General features: G+C 39.2%; 18 protein-coding genes. 8 read left to right on the top strand and 10 right to left on the bottom strand.

All coding sequences use genetic code 11. The annotated features are described in order from the left end of the window. Positions 1-8: 8 nt before the first annotated feature. The gene (locus tag I6J02_RS13610; RefSeq protein WP_236581887.1) at positions 9-2,030 is read right to left on the bottom strand and encodes a hypothetical protein; all 2,022 of its coding nucleotides are present in this window, start codon (positions 2,028-2,030) and stop codon (positions 9-11) included. Positions 2,031-2,072: 42 nt separating this feature from the next. Further along, positions 2,073-2,747 carry a hypothetical protein gene (locus I6J02_RS13605; RefSeq protein WP_201678419.1) on the bottom strand — a complete coding sequence of 225 codons (675 nt, stop codon included), beginning with the start codon at positions 2,745-2,747 and terminating at the stop codon, positions 2,073-2,075. 212 nt (positions 2,748-2,959) lie between these two features. Between I6J02_RS13605 and I6J02_RS13600 the strand changes: the two genes are divergently transcribed. The 4 genes from I6J02_RS13600 to I6J02_RS13585 are packed head-to-tail and all read left to right on the top strand — an operon-like array spanning position 2,960 to position 7,056. Further along, entirely contained in the window at positions 2,960-3,730 is a 771-nt protein-coding gene (locus tag I6J02_RS13600; RefSeq protein ID WP_201678418.1) for an N-formylglutamate amidohydrolase, read from the top strand. A 4-nt stretch (positions 3,731-3,734) separates the two neighbouring features. Continuing rightward, on the top strand, positions 3,735-5,576 hold the full coding sequence (locus I6J02_RS13595; RefSeq protein ID WP_201678417.1) for a flavohemoglobin expression-modulating QEGLA motif protein: 1,842 nt from the start codon (positions 3,735-3,737) through the stop codon (positions 5,574-5,576). A gap of 17 nt (positions 5,577-5,593) precedes the next feature. Beyond that, entirely contained in the window at positions 5,594-6,601 is a 1,008-nt protein-coding gene (locus I6J02_RS13590; protein ID WP_201678416.1) for an ATP-grasp domain-containing protein, read from the top strand. Between the two features lie 8 nt (positions 6,602-6,609). Beyond that, complete coding sequence (locus I6J02_RS13585) at positions 6,610-7,056, top strand: DUF1572 family protein (protein ID WP_201678415.1); 447 nt, start codon at positions 6,610-6,612, stop codon at positions 7,054-7,056. Positions 7,057-7,107: 51 nt separating this feature from the next. Here the strand turns inward: I6J02_RS13585 and I6J02_RS13580 are convergent, their stop codons facing one another. Further along, positions 7,108-7,449 carry a HopJ type III effector protein gene (locus I6J02_RS13580; RefSeq protein WP_201678414.1) on the bottom strand — a complete coding sequence of 114 codons (342 nt, stop codon included), beginning with the start codon at positions 7,447-7,449 and terminating at the stop codon, positions 7,108-7,110. Positions 7,450-7,994: 545 nt separating this feature from the next. Here I6J02_RS13580 and I6J02_RS13575 point away from each other — a divergent pair. From I6J02_RS13575 to I6J02_RS13560, 4 genes are all read left to right on the top strand, one after another. Next, the gene (locus I6J02_RS13575; RefSeq protein ID WP_201678413.1) at positions 7,995-8,267 is read left to right on the top strand and encodes a helix-turn-helix domain-containing protein; all 273 of its coding nucleotides are present in this window, start codon (positions 7,995-7,997) and stop codon (positions 8,265-8,267) included. Between the two features lie 198 nt (positions 8,268-8,465). Beyond that, positions 8,466-9,125: a FadR/GntR family transcriptional regulator gene (locus I6J02_RS13570; protein WP_201678412.1), complete on the top strand. Its 660-nt coding sequence runs from the start codon at positions 8,466-8,468 to the stop codon at positions 9,123-9,125. Continuing rightward, the gene (locus I6J02_RS13565; RefSeq protein WP_201678411.1) at positions 9,125-9,958 is read left to right on the top strand and encodes a sulfite exporter TauE/SafE family protein; all 834 of its coding nucleotides are present in this window, start codon (positions 9,125-9,127) and stop codon (positions 9,956-9,958) included. Before I6J02_RS13570 ends, I6J02_RS13565 begins: the two co-directional genes overlap by 1 nt. A 4-nt stretch (positions 9,959-9,962) precedes the next feature. Then, the gene (locus I6J02_RS13560) at positions 9,963-10,364 is read left to right on the top strand and encodes a DUF1634 domain-containing protein (RefSeq protein WP_201678410.1); all 402 of its coding nucleotides are present in this window, start codon (positions 9,963-9,965) and stop codon (positions 10,362-10,364) included. Positions 10,365-10,562: 198 nt separating this feature from the next. Here I6J02_RS13560 and I6J02_RS13555 read toward each other — a convergent pair whose 3' ends face one another. The 7 genes from I6J02_RS13555 to I6J02_RS13525 all read right to left on the bottom strand — a co-directional run bounded on the left by I6J02_RS13555 (position 10,563) and on the right by I6J02_RS13525 (position 21,131). After that, positions 10,563-11,933: a TlpA family protein disulfide reductase gene (locus I6J02_RS13555; protein WP_201678409.1), complete on the bottom strand. Its 1,371-nt coding sequence runs from the start codon at positions 11,931-11,933 to the stop codon at positions 10,563-10,565. Positions 11,934-11,965: 32 nt separating this feature from the next. Then, positions 11,966-13,429, bottom strand: a complete 1,464-nt coding sequence (locus I6J02_RS13550; RefSeq protein WP_201678408.1) for a PKD-like family lipoprotein — start codon at positions 13,427-13,429, stop codon at positions 11,966-11,968. Between the two features lie 19 nt (positions 13,430-13,448). Continuing rightward, positions 13,449-14,078 (bottom strand): DUF4843 domain-containing protein, encoded by a 630-nt coding sequence (locus tag I6J02_RS13545; RefSeq protein WP_236581885.1) that lies wholly within the window; start codon positions 14,076-14,078, stop codon positions 13,449-13,451. An 85-nt stretch (positions 14,079-14,163) separates the two neighbouring features. Beyond that, positions 14,164-15,588: a RagB/SusD family nutrient uptake outer membrane protein gene (locus tag I6J02_RS13540; protein WP_201678406.1), complete on the bottom strand. Its 1,425-nt coding sequence runs from the start codon at positions 15,586-15,588 to the stop codon at positions 14,164-14,166. Between the two features lie 12 nt (positions 15,589-15,600). Then, positions 15,601-19,071 (bottom strand): SusC/RagA family TonB-linked outer membrane protein, encoded by a 3,471-nt coding sequence (locus tag I6J02_RS13535; RefSeq protein ID WP_236581882.1) that lies wholly within the window; start codon positions 19,069-19,071, stop codon positions 15,601-15,603. A gap of 156 nt (positions 19,072-19,227) precedes the next feature. Continuing rightward, entirely contained in the window at positions 19,228-20,334 is a 1,107-nt protein-coding gene (locus tag I6J02_RS13530; RefSeq protein ID WP_201678405.1) for a FecR family protein, read from the bottom strand. 260 nt (positions 20,335-20,594) lie between these two features. After that, a complete protein-coding gene (locus tag I6J02_RS13525; RefSeq protein WP_201678404.1) occupies positions 20,595-21,131 on the bottom strand; it encodes a DUF6560 family protein in 537 nt (178 codons plus the stop codon). Between the last annotated feature and the right edge of the window lie 136 nt (positions 21,132-21,267).

The raw sequence follows: 21,267 nt of genomic DNA, 5'->3' as shown, positions 1-21,267 counted from the left end.
GCTTCTATCTATTTTGCTGTTTTAAGAAAAGAATCTATTGTACCCATGATAAATGAAACTGCATTCTTTCCTTTTGCCGGAAATTCGACAGACATCTCTCCACTGATCTTATTCCCTTTCATACCCGGAGAAGCAATATAAACCGGACCATATTGTTCCAGCTCATTAACCGTCTCCTGCATCTCTGATATAACAGGAACATTCAGATCTCTTAATAACTGAGGAATGCGGGATGTATTCAGAAAAGCAAGGAAACTGTTTTTCTTCAATAACTTGGTATATGTTGATCCTGCTTTTTTGTGAATTTTATTATCCCGTATATCTTTTAATTCCTGACGGTCATTTCCTACGAATACAATTCCGTTATTGATCAGTACAAACGCATTAAAATCTTGCCCTCTCTTACGTACGAATTCGTATACACCATCATTATACAGCACGACCTTTTCTTTCAGTCCGACTTTCAGCAATTGTTCAAAAATTCTGGGATCCGCAGAAGAGAACATCCACAAAAACTTAGGAAGTTCTTCCATTTTGGTACGTTCTACTGGAATACTATTATAATCTTCATCATATTCGTAATCTGTATATTTCACTTCTTCTTTGACGACACCATTCAATACAAACAGGTTATCCCCGGGAAATACTTTAGCGATCGCTTTTTCGTCCAGCAGGATATCAAATAAGGTTGTACCTAAAGTCAGTGCTTCTTTGTAATTAGGAAGAAGAGAAGCATAATAGCCTTCCATATACTTCGGCATAAACTTCAGGTAAGCTTCTGTATTGATATTTGCAGAAATCACACCAAGTGCATTTTGATCTACGTATTGGTAAAACTTAGGGTTTGGTTTTTTCTTATAAATATCTTTATAATACCGAACCAGACTCTTATCCACTTCCATATCTGCGACCAGTTGCAGTTTATTACCCTCAACAACAAGATTAGCTGTCAATTCTCCTAATCCAAACTTGAATTTGGAATCATACAACGGGTCGAATCCGGTAGTCAGATACAAGAAGTATTTTGGGAAATAGTCATTGTACAATCCTTGCACACTCTTCACCCAGATATTAGCAATCGCATTTGGATTCAGACGTTTTGCAAATCCGGTATTGGAAAAGTTATTCGCTCCCTGCGCACTAATAATGGTGGATAACCTTTGATTCATCGCCTGAGTTACAATGGCACTTTTGATAGAATCATCATGTACAACCATTTTATAATAATCCGTTTGATCCTCATCATCCTCTTCACTGTCATCATAAGGTACATCCATTACGATTTCGGGAACACCGGTTGGTGGTGTTTCTATCTCCGGAACAGCGATGACTTCAGGAGATTTAGGCGGAGATATAGGGACAGCCAGCGTTTTTTCTTCTGTGAGCTCTATAGCTTCTACTTCAGGCACCTCTTCTGCCATTACAGTATCCACCTCCACATCATCATACATATCAGCATAAGTAGTATCCGCCATTGCAGAATCTACCTCCACATCATCATACAGGTGACTCAGTCCCCTGCTTTGCAGACCATAGCGTTCTGCAATACTATCTTGCTGAAAGTACTCATCTGTAATGATTCCTGTCAGCATATACACCGTATTGTTGTCCCAGCTCACACGTGTCTCGCGATCTTTAGAATAGAATGTCTGCATTCCATCTACCATCTCGATCTTTTTATGCGCAGGGATCATAGCACTGAATTTTTTGGCATCCGCCAATGGAATCAATGCACCTATATAGTTAATACTATCGTTCTTAATGTTATAAATATAGGCCTGAGAAGAAAGATTTATTCCAAGATCCTCGATGTTCTTTACATTTCTAAAATTGCTTTCATCCATCTTTTTGAAAAATCCGGCCTTTCTCAAAGTTTCATTAAAGTCCTGAGGATTAGCAAAAGAAAAGAATTTCTTTGTATCAAGAGTGACAACCAGATTGGCATCTGCAGGTATTTTACGAACCAGATCCTGTGCATAAGCGCTTACAGAGACAGCAGTAGTCATCAATACTGTAAGCAAAAATTTCATATTCATATATTAATATTGGGTTTTTACTAAAAAATAGCGGTATTAATTCAATTGTATTCGGTTGGACAGATCTATCTGTCCGTTGATCAGATTTACGATACCTGTCTTGAGCATCACAGCTTTTTTATTAGGTGATACTTTAGCGCTGGTATTTTCCTGTTTTTTCACCGGATCTGTAAATCTGTAAATACTGGTGTAATAAGCATCTTTAAATGCGTTTTGATTTTCAGCATTCAGCTTTCCAAATTCCTTTTTTCCTTCCGGAGAGAACTTGTAATTACGTGTAAATGCTTTTTTACCGGAGTCGAAAGCATAGCTGGTATGCCCCGATACTTTAACCTTAAAATGATTAGAAAGTGTAGTTGTAAATGCATTCAATGCTTTTACATCTGTAAAGTCACATTTAATAGAGGCAATAAAGTTTGTAAAATCGACCTTTGAACTGACATTGGAGATACCGGGTGTCTGTTTTAATAGTTTGACGATGGTATTGATTTCTGTCTGAATCTTGGATTTGGATGGAATCTTTATACCATTGACCTGATCAAGCATCATCAGTGAGGATGCTTTTGTTTTGCTTTTACTCAGATTTAGTGTTGCCTGAATACTTCCGGATCCATTGGACTTTAAATCAATTTCTTCTACGATATCCAGACAGCCCGTCAGCGAAAGAGATACGACAAAAAGTATAATACAACTTACAATTCTTCTTAACATAAAAATGTGTTTCTGTTAAAGATATAAAAAATTTGGTTTTGGCCTTTAAATTCTGCATTTGAAACAGCCACAAATGAATAACAAACATCGATCCAAGTTCCTGTTTACGGAGTATAATTAGCCATTTTCAGGGATAAGGAATCATCAACCTGCCAAACCATTTACTTTCCTGATTGTTAATATGAGGTACATCACATTGAATACCTCTGCTTATGGATATTGCTTATACGTTGAAGAAAAAGGACGGGCCTGTATGGGCCTTTGCTGTACATGATGGCCATGAGGTGCATAAAGATTTGCAGCAATTACTGCATCTCTCCTCTTCAGAACGCCTGCGCGAAGAGGATCCTTACACGGCGATGCTCACAGCTATTAATGTCAGTCAGTTCATAGTAGCTACATCCCGTTTTCAGGTTGATCTGAATCGTCCTTTAGAGAATGCGATCTACCTGCATCCTGAACAGGCCTGGGGCTTACAGGTATGGAAGACGCATCCTGAGCAAAAACACATTCTTAACATACAGCATGCATATCACAGCATACTGAGCGAGATAGGTTTACTGATAGAAGAGACTATCCGGCAATACGGATATTTCATTATTTATGACATCCATAGTTACAACAGTAAACGTTCCGGTCCGGATGAGATCACGGACACACAGACGAATCCGCAGATCAATGTAGGAACTATCCATAACGATCCTAAGTGGAGACCGCTTATCAATACATTCATTTCGTATATAGAGACACAAAAGATTGACGGCAAAAAAATTGACATACGTGAAAATGTTAAATTTTCAGGCGGCAATCTGTCTAAGTGGATCAACGAACATTACGGAGCATACGGATGTGTATTGTCTATAGAATTCAGAAAAGATTTTATGGACGAATGGACAGGTGAACTGTATCCCGAACGTCTGGAAGAACTTCGTCAACTATTGGAGCGCTCTGTCGCATTCATGGTACCGGATCAAATCAATTAAAATTATGGAACAGGCTAAATCAATACAGAAAGCTATTCAGGCGATCAAACAAAAAGAGCCTGTACATATTCAGTTTGCCGGAGAGGGCAAGCTCGTCTTCAAACGGATCAATCCTTTTCTGCTGGTATACCGTATACCCGAATCCGGCAAAGATCAGATGATATCCGCTCTCGCCAAATCTGAAGTTTCGTTTCTGATTGGTAAAGAAAAGGATATGAATTTTCAAAGCATAGTAAAGCCAGTCGTACGTCAGCTTATAGAAGAATTTGGCTCCTGCCTGCTCATAGAGATATGGAGAGAAGAGGATCTGGAACAGGATATTGCCATTCATCTGTCTCAAAAGACCGCTCTTAATATTGCAGAAAAACTGCGTAAAAGCTTACAGAACAACGATGATCCGTATATTCATCTCCGAATAGATCTTCAGAAAGAAACAAAATTTCCAAAACCAGCAGGAACTGAACCTCTGATTGATCCTCAGGCTCCTGAATTTAAACAATTACTGGGACTGGGCCTCAGCATTAAACCAAGATATATAGATCACAGTACAGGTAAACCCTATCCATTGATCCTGAGAAGCTACCGCGACACTTTCTCAAGAAGCATACGCAAGAGTTTTCTTGAATTTATACGGGTTCATACTTCGATGAAAGTTTCACAGTTTAAAATGCTGGGAACTACAGAACTGCAACCTTTGGTATGGGAAATAGATCGTGCGTTAGCACAGGAAAGCCAACGGTTTGATTTCTTATTACTGGTGAGTCCTGTCAATTCACACGAGGCCTGGCTGCAATTCAGAAAAGATAAATTTATGAAGACACCCCGGTTTCAGTATCGACCAATGCCGATAGACCCTGAACTGGTGAAGCGAAATCTATATAATCTGCGTATAGAAGAGCTGGATGACCCAACGATTGCTTATCTGTTTCGTGATAAACGTAAAGAGCTGGATGCAATGATGACTATGCTCATGGATAGAGGTAATAGCGGATTCTTACATGGCAGTCTTCAGATATTCGGCAATGTGGACGACAAATTGCTCGAAACGGCAAAGGCCATTCTGGTGGTTTACGGATCGGAGGGCAAATCTGCAAATACAAATGTCGAAATGCTCAATGCACAGGAATTTGCAAAACTGGCGAGGGAAGAACTTCGTTTTTTGCAGCAACAACTCCCTGCTTTGGAAAGCGGAGTACGCGTACGGGAGGACATCTCGGGAATTATGGTCAATCGCGGAATACTTAATATCAGCACACACTACCACATAGAAAAATCACGGGCTTTGGCACTTTTGCAGCATGAAGTAGGCACACATATCGTTACTTATTTCAATGGCAAATCTCAGCCATTCAAACTCTTTAGCCTGGGAGTTCCGGGTTATGAGCAGTTACAGGAAGGTATGGCTGTATTTTCGGAGTTTATGGTTGGCGGACTTACTCCTGAAAGACTTCGTATCATTGCTGCACGCGTCGTGGCTGTACATCATATGCTTGCCGGAAATTCGTTTGTGGATACATTCTTCCTGCTTGTGGAAGATTATCTGTTCGATGAGGAAACAGCTTTTCATATGACAAGCCGCGTATACAGGGGTGGCGGCCTTACAAAGGATGCGCTCTACCTTAAAGGATTATTAGGCATTATCGAATATATCAGGCAGGGACGTAATCTGTCTGCACTGACTGTAGGTAAAATAAGGGAAGATTACATCCCTATCGTAGAAGAACTTACACAGCGTGGGCTGCTCCTTGCTCCTGTCCTCAAACCCCGTTACCTTTCAGAACCCTATCTTCACAATATCAATGCTATCACACAAGGTGGTAATATTTTCAACCTTTCAAAGTTCTAAAACACATCTATCTATATATGAAAATCGCATTTGTTATTAATCAGACACACAAAGAAGAAGCAAGCTTCACAACTACCTTGCTGGCATTAAGGGTCCTGCAGCGAGGACATGACATCTGCTATATCGGATTGGCAGATTTTGTTTATCTGGAAGAAGAAAGAGTAGCCGCTCATGCCAGATCTGTAGCTCCTTCACCGGATATCGCAGATACTAAACAGCTTCTGGAAATCCTCCGCACAACGGCCAAACTACGGATTGAGATGGACCATATTGATGTCATGTGGTTAAGATTTGATCCGGTACTCGATATGATCGGCAGACCCTGGGCTGCTACTATGGGGCTTCAGTTTGCACAGCTTGCACAAAAACAGTCTGTCTTAGTTATCAATGATCCGCATGCGTTGATTGGCGCAGAAAACAAATTGTATCTGGAAAACTTCCCGGAGGAAGTAAGACCCAAGACTATCGTAACCAGAAGCTATGAAGACGTGCTGCAGTTTTTTGAAGAACAGGATCAGCATATTATTCTCAAGCCTTTGAAAGGTTCCGGTGGGAAGAATGTATTTATGGTGAATAAGAATGAAGTCAAAAATCTAAAACAGATAGTGGAAGTAATCTGTAGGGACGGGTATCTGATTGCACAGGAATATCTGCCTGAAGCTCAAAAGGGAGATATACGTTTTTTCCTGCTGGATGGCGAACCTGTGGTTGTAAACGGGAAATATGCGAGTGTCAATCGTGTACAACAGGCTGGAGAAATCCGAAGCAATATCCATCAGGGAGCCAAAGCCCAGGTTGCGCATATCACTCCTGAAATACTGACCCTGGTAGAAAAAGTATCCGAAAAACTAAAAAATGACGGTATGTATTTTGTCGGACTCGACATCGTAGGTAATAAGATCATGGAGATAAATGTATTCAGTCCGGGTGCATTACCTCAAGCTTCTGCGCTTAATGAAGAAGACTACACAACTGTTATCATTGAAAATCTGGAGAAAAAGGTATCTTTAAACAAAAAAAATTAACATATTCTATGCTTATAAATACCTTGCAGACACTGTTTGAGCGGGATCTTCAGAAATTAAGAATAGAAATCCTCCTATATAAACATGAAGAAAACCTTTGGATTATAGACAAGGGAATTGCGAATTCTGCCGGAAATTTATGTCTCCACCTTATCGGAAATTTAAATACATATATAGGCGCAGAAATAGGCAAAACCGGATATATACGTCATCGGGAGCTGGAGTTCTCCCTTCGGGATATTCCGCGGACAGAACTCATCCGGCATCTGGATGATACGATAAAGACAGTTCACGATGCTCTGAATACATTATCTGAATCAGATCTTCATAGCGAATATCCCTTAGTGGTATTTGAGCAAAAGACATCGGTCATGTATTTTTTAGTACACCTTACTACTCATCTGGCCTATCATCTCGGTCAGATTAATTACCACAGAAGGCTACTGGATGACTGATCTTATAAAATAAAAAAAGGTAATGATAGATAATCATTACCTTTTTCTTTACTACAGGTAATCCTGTTTTAATTTTAAAACCTGTCCTTCAAAATGGATACCATCCCATCCATTGATCATAAACTGTCGGATATTCTGATGATCTGCTCCCTCAGGTGTTTCCAGCACAGCTGCATAATGTTCTGCAAATAAGGCCAGCGTCTGATCCTGTGTAAGTCCCTGATCCCGGGCAAATGCAAATATTTTGGCACTTCCCTGATTTTCGCTCACTGCGTTATGTTGCAATCCGTTTTGAAAAGCAGTTGGTGTATATTCATAACGCAGAGCAATGTAAGCCAGCACATCTGCAAATTTGGCCTGTCCGGCAGACAATTGAGCAAGTAATCCTTCCATATAATGATGTATTTTATTTATTCCCGATGCGAAGTAAAGATTTTTTGTTCTTGTAGACGAATCTACTTTGGGTGAAATTCAAATTTACTATTTTAGACGGAACGAACGAAGCGGAATCAGGAAATCAAAACAATCAATTTAAGAGCTATAATTCTGTTTTGGAGAATATATCGAAGCGCTTACGCTGTAATTTACGACTACTTTATTATAGAAGTGGAATCGGATCAGAGTCGTGGGGGGAATTACAGCGTGCGCATTCGACAATTATGAAAAAGAACTTAAAAAAAGCTTCAATAAGCCTTTTTATCAAAAAACTTGCAAGATCTGTGGGTCACAAAAACACAACAGATTACAAATTACTTTTATTTAAAAAAATTATAAATATGTTTTCATTAAATCTATATGAATTTTTTAAAAAACGAAAACAAACCTTTTAAAATAAATATTTTCACTTTATCAACATTATCAACAATATTAAAGATAATATTTTATTATTCCAAATTTGGAATAATAAAATTCACAAATATGTACTCTTTTTGATATACATGGCAGAGCAGTATATCGATAGAGAAATATTAAAGATGATTCGTGATAATCTCTGGAAGATTGCTAATGAGAAAAAAATTACACTCGAGGATATACAAGACCGAACCGGCTTCAGTTACAGTCAGGTATACCGAATAGTCAGAGGCAATAATAATATCTCCCTAAGCGGACTTATAGCTGTTTGCAGAGCGTTAGAAATTCAGCCAGTCCAACTTTTCGATTTCCAACTGGACATACCTCCCTATCTTCCTATACGCAAAAACAGGAAATAGTATTACATCCCCCAACTTATAAAATAAGTGCCTATTATACTGATTAATAACATGTAACATATCTTTTGAAATACAGAGATATTAACTGTATTTCAAGAAGTTAAACATATTCCTTTGTAACAATCTGCATTATTTTCGACCCAAACATATGATGTTTAAATTAAACATCATATGTTTGTACAGTTTTTATAAAAGGTCATGATAAAACAAAAAGAAAGACTATCAGATCAGGTGTATACACGAATCAAAGACGATATACAGAAAGGCTTATACCTGGCCGGCCATAAAATTCCCAGTGAGAGTGAGCTCATGAGTATCTATCAAGCGGGACGTTCTACGATTCGTGAATCTATCAAATCCTTAGCCCGCTCGGGTATACTTGTAGTCAAACAAGGTGACGGCACTTATATCCGGCGACTAACAGAAGAGTCTGCTATAGACGAACATTTGCGAACGGCAAATTTTGAAGAGGTGAATGATGCCCGCAAGCTATTGGAAACAGAACTCGTGCGCAGAGCCTGTATTTTTGCCACTTCAGAGCAGATTGGTCAAATAGCTCATTATCTGCAACTCCGAAAAGAGGCCATTCTCGCAGAAGATAAATCAGCCTGTATTCATGCCGATATTCAGTTTCATCTCCAGATCGCTTCTGCAGCTAATCATCATGTATTCTTTATTTTATATCAGAATTTTACACATCTAATTTCTAATTTCTTTCAGGAACGTGAACCCCGCGGAATCAGCTACTTTGCGATGAGTCATCATCTGCATGAACAGTTGTTTTCGGCCATCAAAACAAAGGATGAGCAACAAGCTCTTCATATATTGACTCACATCCTGACTCATAATCATTCATAATGACAATTCTTATCTTTTCACTTATCCTGCTTTTGGGAGCTTATTTTGCCGGTCTTTTGGGATCACTGACCGGATTAGGAGGCGGCGTTATTGTCATTCCCCTTCTTACACTGTATTTTCATGTAGATATCCGGTATGCCATAGGCGCAGCTTTGCTGGCATCTATCGCTACTTCATCAGGCGCTGCTACAGCCTATGTAAAAGAGGGTATCACTAATATCCGACTCGGAATGTTTCTGGAAATCGCTACCACGCTGGGTGCCGTCATCGGAGCACTCGTAGCGATCTATACTCCGACGAATACTATTGCGGTTCTTTTCGGGGTAGTTCTTATCTTTTCCGCTGCCATGACTTTGAGAAAGAAAAATGAGAGTGCACTAACGGAAGGAAGCAAACTGGCAGAAAAGCTCAAACTCAACAATGATTATCCTGTGAATGGTCAAAATGTCTCCTATAAGCTGACTAATGTAGCCGGAGGTTTTTCGATCATGACATTGGCAGGTGTGATATCGGGGCTACTGGGCATCGGATCCGGAGCGTTGAAAGTATTAGCGATGGATGGTGCAATGCGCATTCCGTTTAAGGTAAGTACAACGACCAGCAATTTTATGATAGGCGTAACTGCCGCAGCTTCGGCTGTAGTATATCTGCAAAGAGGATATATGGATCCGGGCATCGCTTTTCCGGTGATACTGGGTGTACTCGCCGGAGCATTCACGGGCTCTAAGTTACTCACCCGAATCAATCCTAAAGTATTACGCATCATCTTTGCTGTGGCCATCACTCTGGTCGCCATCGAGATGATATACAATGGCCTTAATCATCAATTCTAATTATATGAAAAAAATATTTTCCAAAGACTACTGGGCAGATCGGGATATCGAGATACTCGTAGGTCAGATATTAAGAATCGGTGTTATCTCTGCTTCCATAGTAGTTATCATCGGAGGTATTGTTTACCTAATTGCGCACGGGCAACAACTAGTACCGGACTATCAGCATTTTGTAGGTGAAGGTGAAGTTAATACCACAATAAGTGGCATCCTGCACGGTGTGGGCAAATTCCAGGCACCACAGATTATTCAGCTTGGTGTCGTTATTCTTATCGCCACTCCTGTTCTACGGATTATCTGCTCGCTATTTGGCTTTGTACTGGAAAGAGATCGTCTCTATATTATCATCACCTTTATTGTACTGGCAATTATCACTTTTAGTATACTGGGTGGAGTGAAAGGATAGGAAAACAATACAACCATAAAACCTCTCCCTAACCCTCTCCTTTCTAAGGAGAGGGAATTATTTAACACACGTATCTCTTCTCTCCTTCTTAAGGAGAGATGCCCGAAGGGCAGAGAGGTTAATAATAAAAACAAAATAACTCTCCCTGGCACTCTCCTTAGAAAGGAGAGGGAATTGTGTCAAAAACGGTTTTTCTTTCTACCTGGCTGCTTCTGAAAATAACAGTTCTTTTAATTTAGGGTTTGAAGGACGCGGAGCATCTACAGTAACAATTTTTCCATTTTTATCAAACACTAAAAATCTTGGAATGCCAGTGATGTTGTAATACTTAGAAAAGTCGTCATTTTCCCCGGCAAATAACTGTACTCCTCCCATATCTTCATCTCTGATCATTTTAAGCCATTTGCTTTTATCTTTGTCATCATCTACTGAAATACTTATCAGTTGAATAGGTTTTCCTATAATATCCTTTTCGAGCTGTTTTAAATACGGAAACTCTGTTCGGCAAGGACCACACCATGTTGCCCAGACATCGATCAAAACTACTTTTCCTTTAAAATCAACAAAACTAACCTGCTTATCCTCCTGATCCGGGAAGTTAAATTCAAATCCATCTGTTCCCCGCTCGTACGTTAGTAAAGGTGCTATTAAGGTTACATTTTCTTGTTTTTGTGTTCCGGTAAGCACATACTTACCAAATCTATCCGTAACAGCTTTGTACATCTTGTAATCTTTAATCCCTGCTAAATATTCCAGCACATGATCTCCCTTTAATGTGTCATTTGGAATGTAATCCAGGGCTTTAGTCAGCCCCTGATCACTTACTTTATCTCGCTCCATATTTATCCAGACTAAGGACGATAATATCTGCAAACCATATGGGTAATTATATATTTTTCGTGTATCAGCAGCTAATTCCTTTATTTTTATTTCATTATAAAAAGCACTATATTCTTCAGGACGGGGATGTACTGTCCGTGGACTGCCTACAAAACTGGTAGCATAGTTAATCAAATCCATTTCCATAATGTCACTCATTTCTCTATCGAAGGTTTTATTACCTGTAGCCTTTCCTTTAAAAAAGCTTTTAGATTTTGCGACTATAGTCTCCTGTTGCGGAAAATAATCAAGGTAAGTGCTATGTACACGTGTAAAATGAATGGCCTTTTGAAACAATGGATTAATGAAATCGAACCATTGTTTCAGCACAATATTTTCCTTTGAATTCGAGTCACCGTTAAGGATATAAGCTGTATCTGTCAGCGTTACATCCAACTGATCTCCACCTTTAAGGTAAAACCGGTAATTGCTGTTTTGTAAATATTCTTTACCTGTTCCTATTACATAAATCCCTTCGTATTCAGGATAAAAGAGAAACCCAAATTTTCCATTTTTTGCAGGTATAATATTTGCAGTTTCTACAATTCTACCCTTGCTTACCTTAAATAGCCGGACGGTACCTTTTTCTGCTGTAAGTTCTCCTCTAATGTGTACAGGAGCCACATTCTGAGCCCGGAGGCATATTGACAACGGGCTCAGAATTATAACTGTTAAGATTTTTTTAATCATTTAATATAGTTTACATTGTCACCTGTGGGATACTATCGTTTATTTTTATATTCCAGATTTTTAATTTTAGCAAAGCCACTATACTCTTTAGCATATGTATTATTTACAAAATCTCCGGTATTACTAATATTAAATTTGTAAAGTTTACCTTCACCCGCCTGATAAGTAGCTGCGACAAACTGTTTATGGTCATCCGGATAATCCACAACCAGACTGGTTGATTGTTTGATTTTGATAGCTGTTATTTCCGTATCGACAGGAAAGGTATAGACTAACCTTGATTTTTCAGCAGGCAGATCAAGCAGATAGATCTTATTGCCTACGGCATAATACATGTGGGGATATAAACCTGAAAAAGCAAAAAGCTTTGCATATTGAAGTTCGGGAGCCTCTTTTACGTCATATTTATCCGCAGCAACAACGTCTGTAAAATAAGAGGCATCTATTGTATAGACAAAGAAATGATCATCGTTATTATTTTTCATCAGACAATTAAATAAACTGCCGGAATTTGAACCAGCTCCCCCAAAAATCAATTTTTTACCGACATTGCCGGGATCAAAGGCAGATCCCGGTGCGTTTGAAAGTTCATATATTGCTGAGTAAATATGACTCAAAAAACGTTGATTCTTCGTGTCATAGAGTATGGTATAATCACCAAACGTGAAGGGGAATATATAAGGTGAAATTTCCCAGTCTCCCTTTATTGGTGCTCCAAATTTTCGGTTTGTATTATCATTGATTTGACTTAATGAATAAAACTCATTATCGTTTACCATATAAGCGGCAGCTCCTACTCTACCGTACTCATAATTCTGTACATTGACAGTGGACGGAGTAGTAAAGAACCAGTCTTTCAATTCATTGATCTTTTTAAAGCCGGCATAATTTATCTCTACTGCGTTTTTATCAGCCAAAACAAATATATGCTGAATGCCACCATAGCCCGCATTCAGTATCCGTATAGTATGACTGTTATCGGGTAGATTCTGACCATTATTGGCCATTTGATAAAGGTTATGAAACACTTCATCTCCGGTATTAATCATTGATATTTCCTGTTTTCCGGTTGGCATATCTTCCAATACCATCCAACCTTCCCCCAGTCTGGTATTGACTTCTATCCTGTATTCTTTAAAAACGGACACACCCGTTCCGGGATCTTTGACTGTATAAAGTACCGTATATCTGCCGGGAATTAATTCTATCCGCGCATCCAGATCTTTGGTATTACCAATAGGATAAGAGATATCCGGATTGGAATATGCATATGCCGACCAGGAATACAGCAGTTTACTCTCATCTTCAGCTATAGTTTGTTCGAGTTTTGGTGACAACTTCAGATTATCATATTGAAATACCGAAATGGATTCTCCGATCGTATCCGTAATTTTGATTTGATTGATTGATTTCAAATCATAATTGCCCTTATCTTTGGAGCAAGCTGCCATCAGCAAGCAGCATATTCCCAAAACTATACTAATATATTTTTTCATTGTTGTTTAATTAAAATGATCAGGGAAAAATAACCTCTTCTCCGTCTTCATCCATCAGTGGCTCATTGTGCAGCGATTCATACTCCAATAGTGCATTTTTACAGGTTTGCGCAATAAACACCATTTCACTTTCGTATTCTTCTCTGAATGCAATATATCCGGTATGCTCTATGATAAACTTGTATTTGGTATTACTGTACTTACCAAAATAAAAATCACTCCATGTAGCTGGCCGGGAAAGAAAGTTGTTAATTCTGATCAGATAAGTAAGCTGACTGACAATGCCGGGTTCGAAATCACCAGAGGCGATTATCTTTAACCACAATCTACTTTCTTTATCTTTCAGCGAGGTCGCTTTTTTCACCAATACAGGTATCCGACCTTCAAATCTGTTGACCTTAATCAGAGCCGGAAGGAGTTCGTAACTTTCTTTATCTGCCTCAGAAACTGACATCAATTCGTAGTTTACTTTGCGGTCCCGCTCTGCCGCATCGCCAATAATCCTGATCGGAATAAAAACAGTATCCATTTTGATGTCATCAGGACGAACCGCAAAGGAATAGGTAACACTGTCTCTTGTAAGAAAAGTTTCTAAATTGAGCAGGTTGGTTTTATAGATATAAACCTTAGGTTTTTGATTAAAAGACATAAGTTGATCCTTTTTACAGCTTACACATAGGTATCCGAGAAGAATCATTATCACATAGATCTGCTTTTTCATGATGTCATTATTTTTATTCAGTGGCATATTCTGTTTCATCATCAGGTAAAGGCAACACATATATTTTGCTGCTTACATCAGGGCCATAACCCTCTATTTTTAATCTGTTTTTACGTTTGTAATAATAAAACAGCTGTCCCTCCTGATAAAATTCCTTTTTATACTCTTTAAATATTTCGTTTTCAATCGCCTGATTAGTTAAATTTTTACCCAACGATGCCAAACCTCTGTTTACTCTTACTTCATTTAATAAATCTATTTTATCCGCATTGACAGTACTGGTTTCTGCACAGATGTAATACATCTCCGAGAGCCTGATCAGAGGTACTCTTTTAATGGTCGTGAAGCCGGAGTTGCTACTGATATCATCAAACCGGTATTTTACCGGATACCGCGCAGTTGTAGCCCCATCCGGCTTCCATAAAAAAAGGAATCTGTAATCGGTACTTCCGCCTGAACCCAATTCATAGCGATTATTGGTAAAACCGGAAGTATTGGTGAGGATATTATTAAAATCGACAGAGGATCTGAACAGTTGTTCATTAATATCTTTCAGATTGGCTACATAAACGGCAAACAGATGTTCGGTACTGAAAATTCTGTCAGGACTGGAATTGCTGCTGATAGAAGAAGAACTAACAAAAGGGAATATTCCTGCATCTATTACCTCTTTTGCTTTTTGATAAGCTGTGGTATGCTCATTTCTATATAAATATATTCTGGCCATAAGTCCGGTTGCAGCCCAGTAATTCATGTGGTTGCGTGTATAAGCCCTGTACATTTCACTGTGCCCGTAATAAACATTTTTGTCAGAGGCCAGTAGCTTGGCGGCTTCGCTGAGATCATCCAGGCATTCCTGCGTGAATTGCTTTACGCTTAGCACAGGCTTGACATCCATGTTAAACTCCCGGCTATAGGGAATAGATTCAGTATCCATATTATTAACCGGAACCGGCCCAAAAGCTCTTAACAGGTCAAAGTGCAGAAACGCTCTTAATGCCAGCGCTTCTCCTTTAATGATTTCAAAATTAATTCCATTAAATACATTTCTTTTCTGCTCTATTTGTTTGAGTATATTATTAAGATCAGCGATGGCTTTATAAGAAGAAATCCAAAATCCATCGATTTTACTTCTCGTGCCTATATCAAGATAATTGTAGTTTCTTGCCTGATAATAGACATGTGTATTGATGCTTACATTATAATTCTGTGCAAGTACATCCATGAGTCCCATTGTGAATTCTTTTCCATAAAGATCAACGGAGCCTAACTGGGTATAGACACCCGTCATAGCATCTTTAAAACCTTGTTCATTTTCAAACAAAACGGTCTGACTTACTTCCGTTTTGGGCTTCACATCAAGCCATTTTGTACATGCTGTACCACTGAAGATCAAGACCAGTGATAAAAGCAGATTATATATTCTTTTACGGTTCATATCAATAAGGTATTAGAATGAAGTACTTAAATTGAATGTAAAGTTTCGTGCAAAAGGATAATCAAGTCCCCGTTCGGCTTGTATACTTCCAAATCGGAGTAAGGTATTCGCCTGAAAGCCTATCCGTGTATTCCTTAATCCCCATTTAGCGGTAATTTTGTCAGGAAATAAGTATCCGAGCGACAGACTTTCAAGCTGCAAAAAGTTATCCCGCTGGACAAATCTTGAAGTCGCATTAGTGGGAGTAGTAACGGGAAACCCATCCAGATCCCGGATACCCTTAAAAAAGGTACGGTCACCCGGATTCTGCCATCTTCCCAACAGCACACGTTCATCAACATTGAGCGCCAGATTAGCATTTTCTATCCGGTCAGCCAGCGTCTGATTGTACATTTGTCCCTTCCATTGGTAATTAAAGTAAAGACTTAACTGCAATCCTTTATAACTTAAATTAGTACCCATATTCCCCCTTAGTGTGGGCAGGGCATCGCCGACAATAACCTTATCGGAAGCACTCCAGTCGTAAGTAATATCTCCGTTGGTCTTGATATAGATCTCCTGTCCGTTACTGGGATCTATTCCTGCCGAACGAACAGCCCATATAGCATTAACCGATTCTCCCTCCTGAAATCTGAGTTGAGGTCTTACCTGCTTAGGAGATCTGTCCGGATTCACTTCAGCATCATTTTCCTCGTTTGTCTTTTTCAGGGAATTGGAGATTTCCAGTATTTTATTTTGATTATGGATACCGCTTACAAATACACTCCATGTGGTAGATTTTGCCGGATTCCGGAGGAGAATAAAGTTGATATTTCCTTCAATACCCTTATTTTGCAGCCTCCCGACATTTTCTTTATAGCTGCCTACACCCAGGGAGGGAGGTGTATTGATGTCTAACAAAAGATCGTTTGTTGTCTCTATATAAGCGTCCACGCGTATACCGATCCTGTTGTTTAACAACGAGATATCAGCTCCCAGATTTTTTTTCAGGGTCTGCTGCCATTTCAGCGCTTCGTTGCCGTATCCCATCAGCGAAGCCCCCAGCATTCCTAAGTAATCTTTTGAAGTATTATACTGGTATGTACTTATTCCCATAAAGGGTGGGAACTGCTGATTGCCTGTAGTACCGACTCCCGCCCTGATCCTGAATCTGTTAATAACGTTCCCTGTTAATCCTGCTATAAACTTTTCTTCGTGAAGGTTCCACCCCAGACCCGCAGCCCAAAAAGGCGCAAATCGGTTTCTGGCACCAAATTGAGTCGATCCGTCCACATTAAAAGAAAAATCAGCAAGATAACGTTTGTTGAAGGTATAGTTCAGACTGGTAAAGGCAGAGACTCTTCTGCTGATGTTGTTTTTACCTGAAGGACGACTGTCTTTGAGATAGCTGTTTCCCAAAAATACCTCATCAAGTCTGGTATTCGGAAACCCGGTAACCGTTATACCATAACTTTCACTGGTTTGCTGAGCAGCCGATAGACCTAGCGTACCAAAAAAAAGATGCTTATTGATACTGCGGCTATAATCTGCAAAGAGACCAGCATCATATGCCATAAAACTCCCGTTATTTTTGGTATAGATTCCACGGTTAAAATATTCCGGTGAGTTAAAATCGGTAATGGTAGCGAATGCTGTATGATCGGCTGGTAAAAAAAGATCGGACTGATCCTTCTGGCTACTGATGCCCAGCTTTCCTGTTAACCTCAGGCCATTGTCAAACCGCCACTCTAACATGGTGTTATTATTAAAGCCTGTGTATTTGGAATAGTTTGCTGTCCCCAGTGTAGCATTGTACATGGGATTGGTATAAACTGTTTGAAGATACCAATACCCCGGAACCTGCGTTATTTCCAGTATCTTTCTGAGTTTGCCATTTTCATCATAGGGAGACCAATACTGATTGAGTGAAGAATAATTACCAAAACTTCCCCATGGTGATTCATCGGCACGATTAGCACTAAAGTTTAGCTGATTTCGAACCAAAAGGCCTTTCTTCCGGTACGATAAAAACATTCCGCCTTCATAATTTTTCCTGGACGAGCTCTTCATTACACCTCTGTTTGCGGTATATCCGAAATTTACACCATAGCGGACAAATTCATCTCCTCCTTCCACATACAGGGATTGTTTATTTCCTAAACCGACCTGCAGAGGCTGATACAGCCAGTAGGTATCTACTCCTCTGGCTACATCTGCTCTTCTTTTCGAATACAATTCATCGTAATAAAGCTGATTAACAGGGTTTTGATCCCGATCCCTATACCTACCTGAGGTCACTTCAAGTTCAAGTTTGTCCGAAGCATTCAGTAATTTGTAGGAGCTAAGATCCGGTCCTGTTATCTGCAGTGTTGAGGTATAGCTAAGCTGGAGTTTTCCTTCTTTAGGGCGTATGGTTTCGACGACGATTACGCCGTTTGATGCTCTCGAACCATATGCAGATGTACCCACTGCATCTTTCAGGATGGTAATACTAGCGACCCGGTTAATATCCAGATCATATATCTTTTGCAGACTCACTTCAAAACCGTCTAATATAAAAAGAGGCATACTGGGATTAGATATATAAGCAGACATAAAATCTGCTCCGGAAGAAGGAATAATGGAAGAACCTCCCTGCGTTGGAAAATTATTAGTGCCACGCAAACTGATTTGCGGAAGAGTATTAGGATTACTTCCCATCTGTATATTATCGGGCATACGAATGGCCGGGTCAAATACTTTCAGCGCCTGCAATACGTTCATGCTGTTTACATCTCTGAGTTCTTTTCCCGTCACAGTGGTAGCTGCTCCTGTAAAGTTTTCGATTGGTCTGGAATATAATCCCGTGACTACTACTCCATCCAGTTCATTACTGGTGAGCTTTAAGGTTACTGTAATAAATTTTTCAGTACCAGGTTTTATTTTATACTCCTGATATCCTAAATGCGTAAAAATTAATTCCTCATTACTATCGGAAATTCGAATACTAAATTTTCCATCAGCGTCCGTAATAGCCGTAATTTTACTGTTAGCTTGCCGGACTGTTACTCCAGCAAGAGGCTTATTATTTTGATCAGTGACTCGTCCTGTAATAGTTATCTGAGCAGTCTGCGATGGCAAAGGGAATGCAGATGACAACACTTTATCTTTAATGATAATGCTGTTATCATTAATTTCATAAGCTAACGGTTGCTTCACAAAACAGGCATCTAAAGTTTCCTCTAGTGAAGCATTGCTTACATCTACAGTTACATTTTGAGCTTTTTTCATAAGCTCTGTACTATATACAAAGTCATATCCGGTTTGCTTACCTATCTCTTTAAATACTTGGCTGAGCGGGACATTACTTTTGTGTAAGCTGATTCTCTGTGCGTAAGTGGCTGTACTGATTTGTATAAAAAATGTGGTGAACATAATTATAGTCAGATGAATACGCATCAGACATCTGTTCTTATTTATATGCCGGATCTGACATGAAACCAAATGGTCCAGATAAAATTTCATACATTTAAATTTAAATCCCTATTTTTTTGGAAAACGGGGATACGGTTAATAGTTAGTGTGATTGAGGTTGAGTTAAAGTATCAGCAGATAAAACAGCTGGATATCCCGGGCAGGATAGTCTTTCCGTTCACCTTTGATCTTTTATGTGTAAGGGATTTATAGCACCATCACCCTCCTTCCTTTTATTTTAAAGTCAACTTTCCCCGTTGATTTCAACAGATTAAGCGTTTTTATCAGCGGTCTGTTTACAGATATTTTACCGCCAAAAGTTGCTGTGTTTAATTTATCAGCATATACAACTTCAATATCATACCAGCGGGCGATTTTGCGCATGATGCTGTAGATATCCTGGTCTTCGAAACTAAATTGTCCGTTTTTCCAGGCAACAGCTTCATCGGTATCTACGTTGGACAATTGCAGGGTATTTCCGTTATAAAAGGCCTCCATTCCGGGCTTTAACAGAACATCTGCAACAGAAGCGTTGTCAGCATGTATCTTTACAGAACCTTCCAGAAGTGTTGTACGGATATAGCCATCATCCCGGTAACTGCATACATTGAAGTGTGTCCCTAAAACTTCTATAGATTGCTTTTCCGTAGTCACAATAAATGGATGTCTTATATCTTTTGCTATCTCAAAATAAGCTTCTCCTTTTAACCGTACGGTTCTCTTTTGTTTTCCGGAGAAAGACCCCGGAAAGCTTAAAGACGATTCAGCATTCAAAAACACACGTGAGCCGTCAGATAAGCGTATCTGCCATTGCCCGCCTCGGGGAGTAGATACCGTATTGTCCTGATGTTTTTCTGTAATTATATCTGGAGCAGTATAAACAATTTCTCCATCGGCAGTCTTGATAACCCTTACGCCTGATTTTTGAACCAGCTCACCTTGCCCGGCATCTTCAAGAGAGATTTGCTGACCATCAGATAAAGTCAGGATAGCCTTGTTGCCCCCCGGTTGGATAACAGGATTCTCATCTGAAGATAAAATCTCATTTTTATTAAAATACAAGAGCAAACCTGTGGTTATAAAAAACGCTAAAGATGCAGCTACTGCAATACGTTTCCAGCTTAACCCAATATTTTTAATGATCTGCCGTTTCGGTTGGATATCCATCAGGAACATCCATTCTTCAAAAGACAAGTCTTCTGTTGTTTTTGCTTGATAGCGGATATACCATGTATGCAGCAGAGACAGTTCCTCCTGTGTACATGTGTTTTCATTATATTTTCTCAGCAATTCTCTGGCTTCCTGATTTTTCATAAACAAGGTTATATACTATGGTTTTAGTATATGACGGCAATGCCCCCATGCAAGGGCTAGTCAGTTTTAAAAAAAATAACAGAAATATTCTAAGGGAGCCTCATGAAGACGTCAAAATAGTGACTATCAATATTCTAACATGTAAATAGAATTTTTGCATGTAGGTGTGGATAAGGGTTGTGGTTGAGCAACACGAGATAAAGAAGTAATGGAGATGAACTGGAAGTAGTTAAATTACATTCTTATACGATGTTATACACTCAGCTTAATATTCTTATTTTTACTTTTTGCGCTATCCGGGGTTTCTGTCTGTAAAACTCACGGTAAAAATCATTAATACCTCCCAGATCGTGATGAATAATAATATACTCTTTACGGCTGCTGTATAGTCTGATACTCCCTGTATAACCATTGTATTTGGCATGCCTGATATCCTTCCAGTGAAAGACTTTTGCTTTTCCGCGGGTATTATAACAGGTAATATGATGCTTATTATAAAGTACGGTATGTACATAGTATAATTTCAGATTATAGATTCCCAAAATACCAAACAGAATGAAGATAGTGATTGCCAATACTGCAGCAGGAGCATCGATCTTTGAATAGTCATATAATACTCCACCAACAATTCCGGCACAGATCATCAGACAACAGTATCCAAAGTACATATAAGCAGCATGCATTCGCATCTGCAATCTGTTGTCAGCTGAACGCACTGCATCAGCAGAGGTATTTATGCAACGGAAGATGAAATAACAGAGCAGCCCTGCTATTGCTATAGTCACAATGCTTTTCATAGGTTAGCATTTAGGATTAATAAATTGGAGCGCATAAACTTGAGGGTTTATGATCCGAATACAAGATAAGCAATATTATCACAGTAATTAAATATGGTAAACTAAATATTTTTACGGCAAACGAGTCATGGAAATT

The sequence above is a fragment of the Sphingobacterium spiritivorum genome, assembly GCF_016725325.1.
Taxonomy (GTDB): Bacteria; Bacteroidota; Bacteroidia; order Sphingobacteriales; family Sphingobacteriaceae; genus Sphingobacterium.
The sequence above is the reverse complement of the archived record's forward strand: the minus strand, read 5'-3'. Positions and strand labels throughout refer to the sequence as shown.

Excerpts from the sequence above, each read along its gene's own strand:
- I6J02_RS13530 (WP_201678405.1), bottom strand. The coding sequence starts at position 20,334 with ATGAAAAATCAGGAAGCCAGAGAATTGCTGAGAAAATATAATGAAAAC.
- I6J02_RS13555 (WP_201678409.1), bottom strand. The coding sequence starts at position 11,933 with ATGATTAAAAAAATCTTAACAGTTATAATTCTGAGCCCGTTGTCAATA.
- I6J02_RS13525 (WP_201678404.1), bottom strand. The coding sequence starts at position 21,131 with ATGAAAAGCATTGTGACTATAGCAATAGCAGGGCTGCTCTGTTATTTC.
- I6J02_RS13580 (WP_201678414.1), bottom strand. The coding sequence starts at position 7,449 with ATGGAAGGATTACTTGCTCAATTGTCTGCCGGACAGGCCAAATTTGCA.
- I6J02_RS13590 (WP_201678416.1), top strand. The coding sequence starts at position 5,594 with ATGAAAATCGCATTTGTTATTAATCAGACACACAAAGAAGAAGCAAGC.
- I6J02_RS13550 (WP_201678408.1), bottom strand. The coding sequence starts at position 13,429 with ATGAAAAAATATATTAGTATAGTTTTGGGAATATGCTGCTTGCTGATG.
- I6J02_RS13540 (WP_201678406.1), bottom strand. The coding sequence starts at position 15,588 with ATGAACCGTAAAAGAATATATAATCTGCTTTTATCACTGGTCTTGATC.
- I6J02_RS13605 (WP_201678419.1), bottom strand. The coding sequence starts at position 2,747 with ATGTTAAGAAGAATTGTAAGTTGTATTATACTTTTTGTCGTATCTCTT.
- I6J02_RS13545 (WP_236581885.1), bottom strand. The coding sequence starts at position 14,078 with ATGTCTTTTAATCAAAAACCTAAGGTTTATATCTATAAAACCAACCTG.
- I6J02_RS13595 (WP_201678417.1), top strand. The coding sequence starts at position 3,735 with ATGGAACAGGCTAAATCAATACAGAAAGCTATTCAGGCGATCAAACAA.
- I6J02_RS13565 (WP_201678411.1), top strand. The coding sequence starts at position 9,125 with ATGACAATTCTTATCTTTTCACTTATCCTGCTTTTGGGAGCTTATTTT.
- I6J02_RS13575 (WP_201678413.1), top strand. The coding sequence starts at position 7,995 with ATGGCAGAGCAGTATATCGATAGAGAAATATTAAAGATGATTCGTGAT.
- I6J02_RS13560 (WP_201678410.1), top strand. The coding sequence starts at position 9,963 with ATGAAAAAAATATTTTCCAAAGACTACTGGGCAGATCGGGATATCGAG.
- I6J02_RS13600 (WP_201678418.1), top strand. The coding sequence starts at position 2,960 with ATGGATATTGCTTATACGTTGAAGAAAAAGGACGGGCCTGTATGGGCC.
- I6J02_RS13535 (WP_236581882.1), bottom strand. The coding sequence starts at position 19,071 with ATGAAATTTTATCTGGACCATTTGGTTTCATGTCAGATCCGGCATATA.
- I6J02_RS13570 (WP_201678412.1), top strand. The coding sequence starts at position 8,466 with ATGATAAAACAAAAAGAAAGACTATCAGATCAGGTGTATACACGAATC.
- I6J02_RS13585 (WP_201678415.1), top strand. The coding sequence starts at position 6,610 with ATGCTTATAAATACCTTGCAGACACTGTTTGAGCGGGATCTTCAGAAA.
- I6J02_RS13610 (WP_236581887.1), bottom strand. The coding sequence starts at position 2,030 with ATGAAATTTTTGCTTACAGTATTGATGACTACTGCTGTCTCTGTAAGC.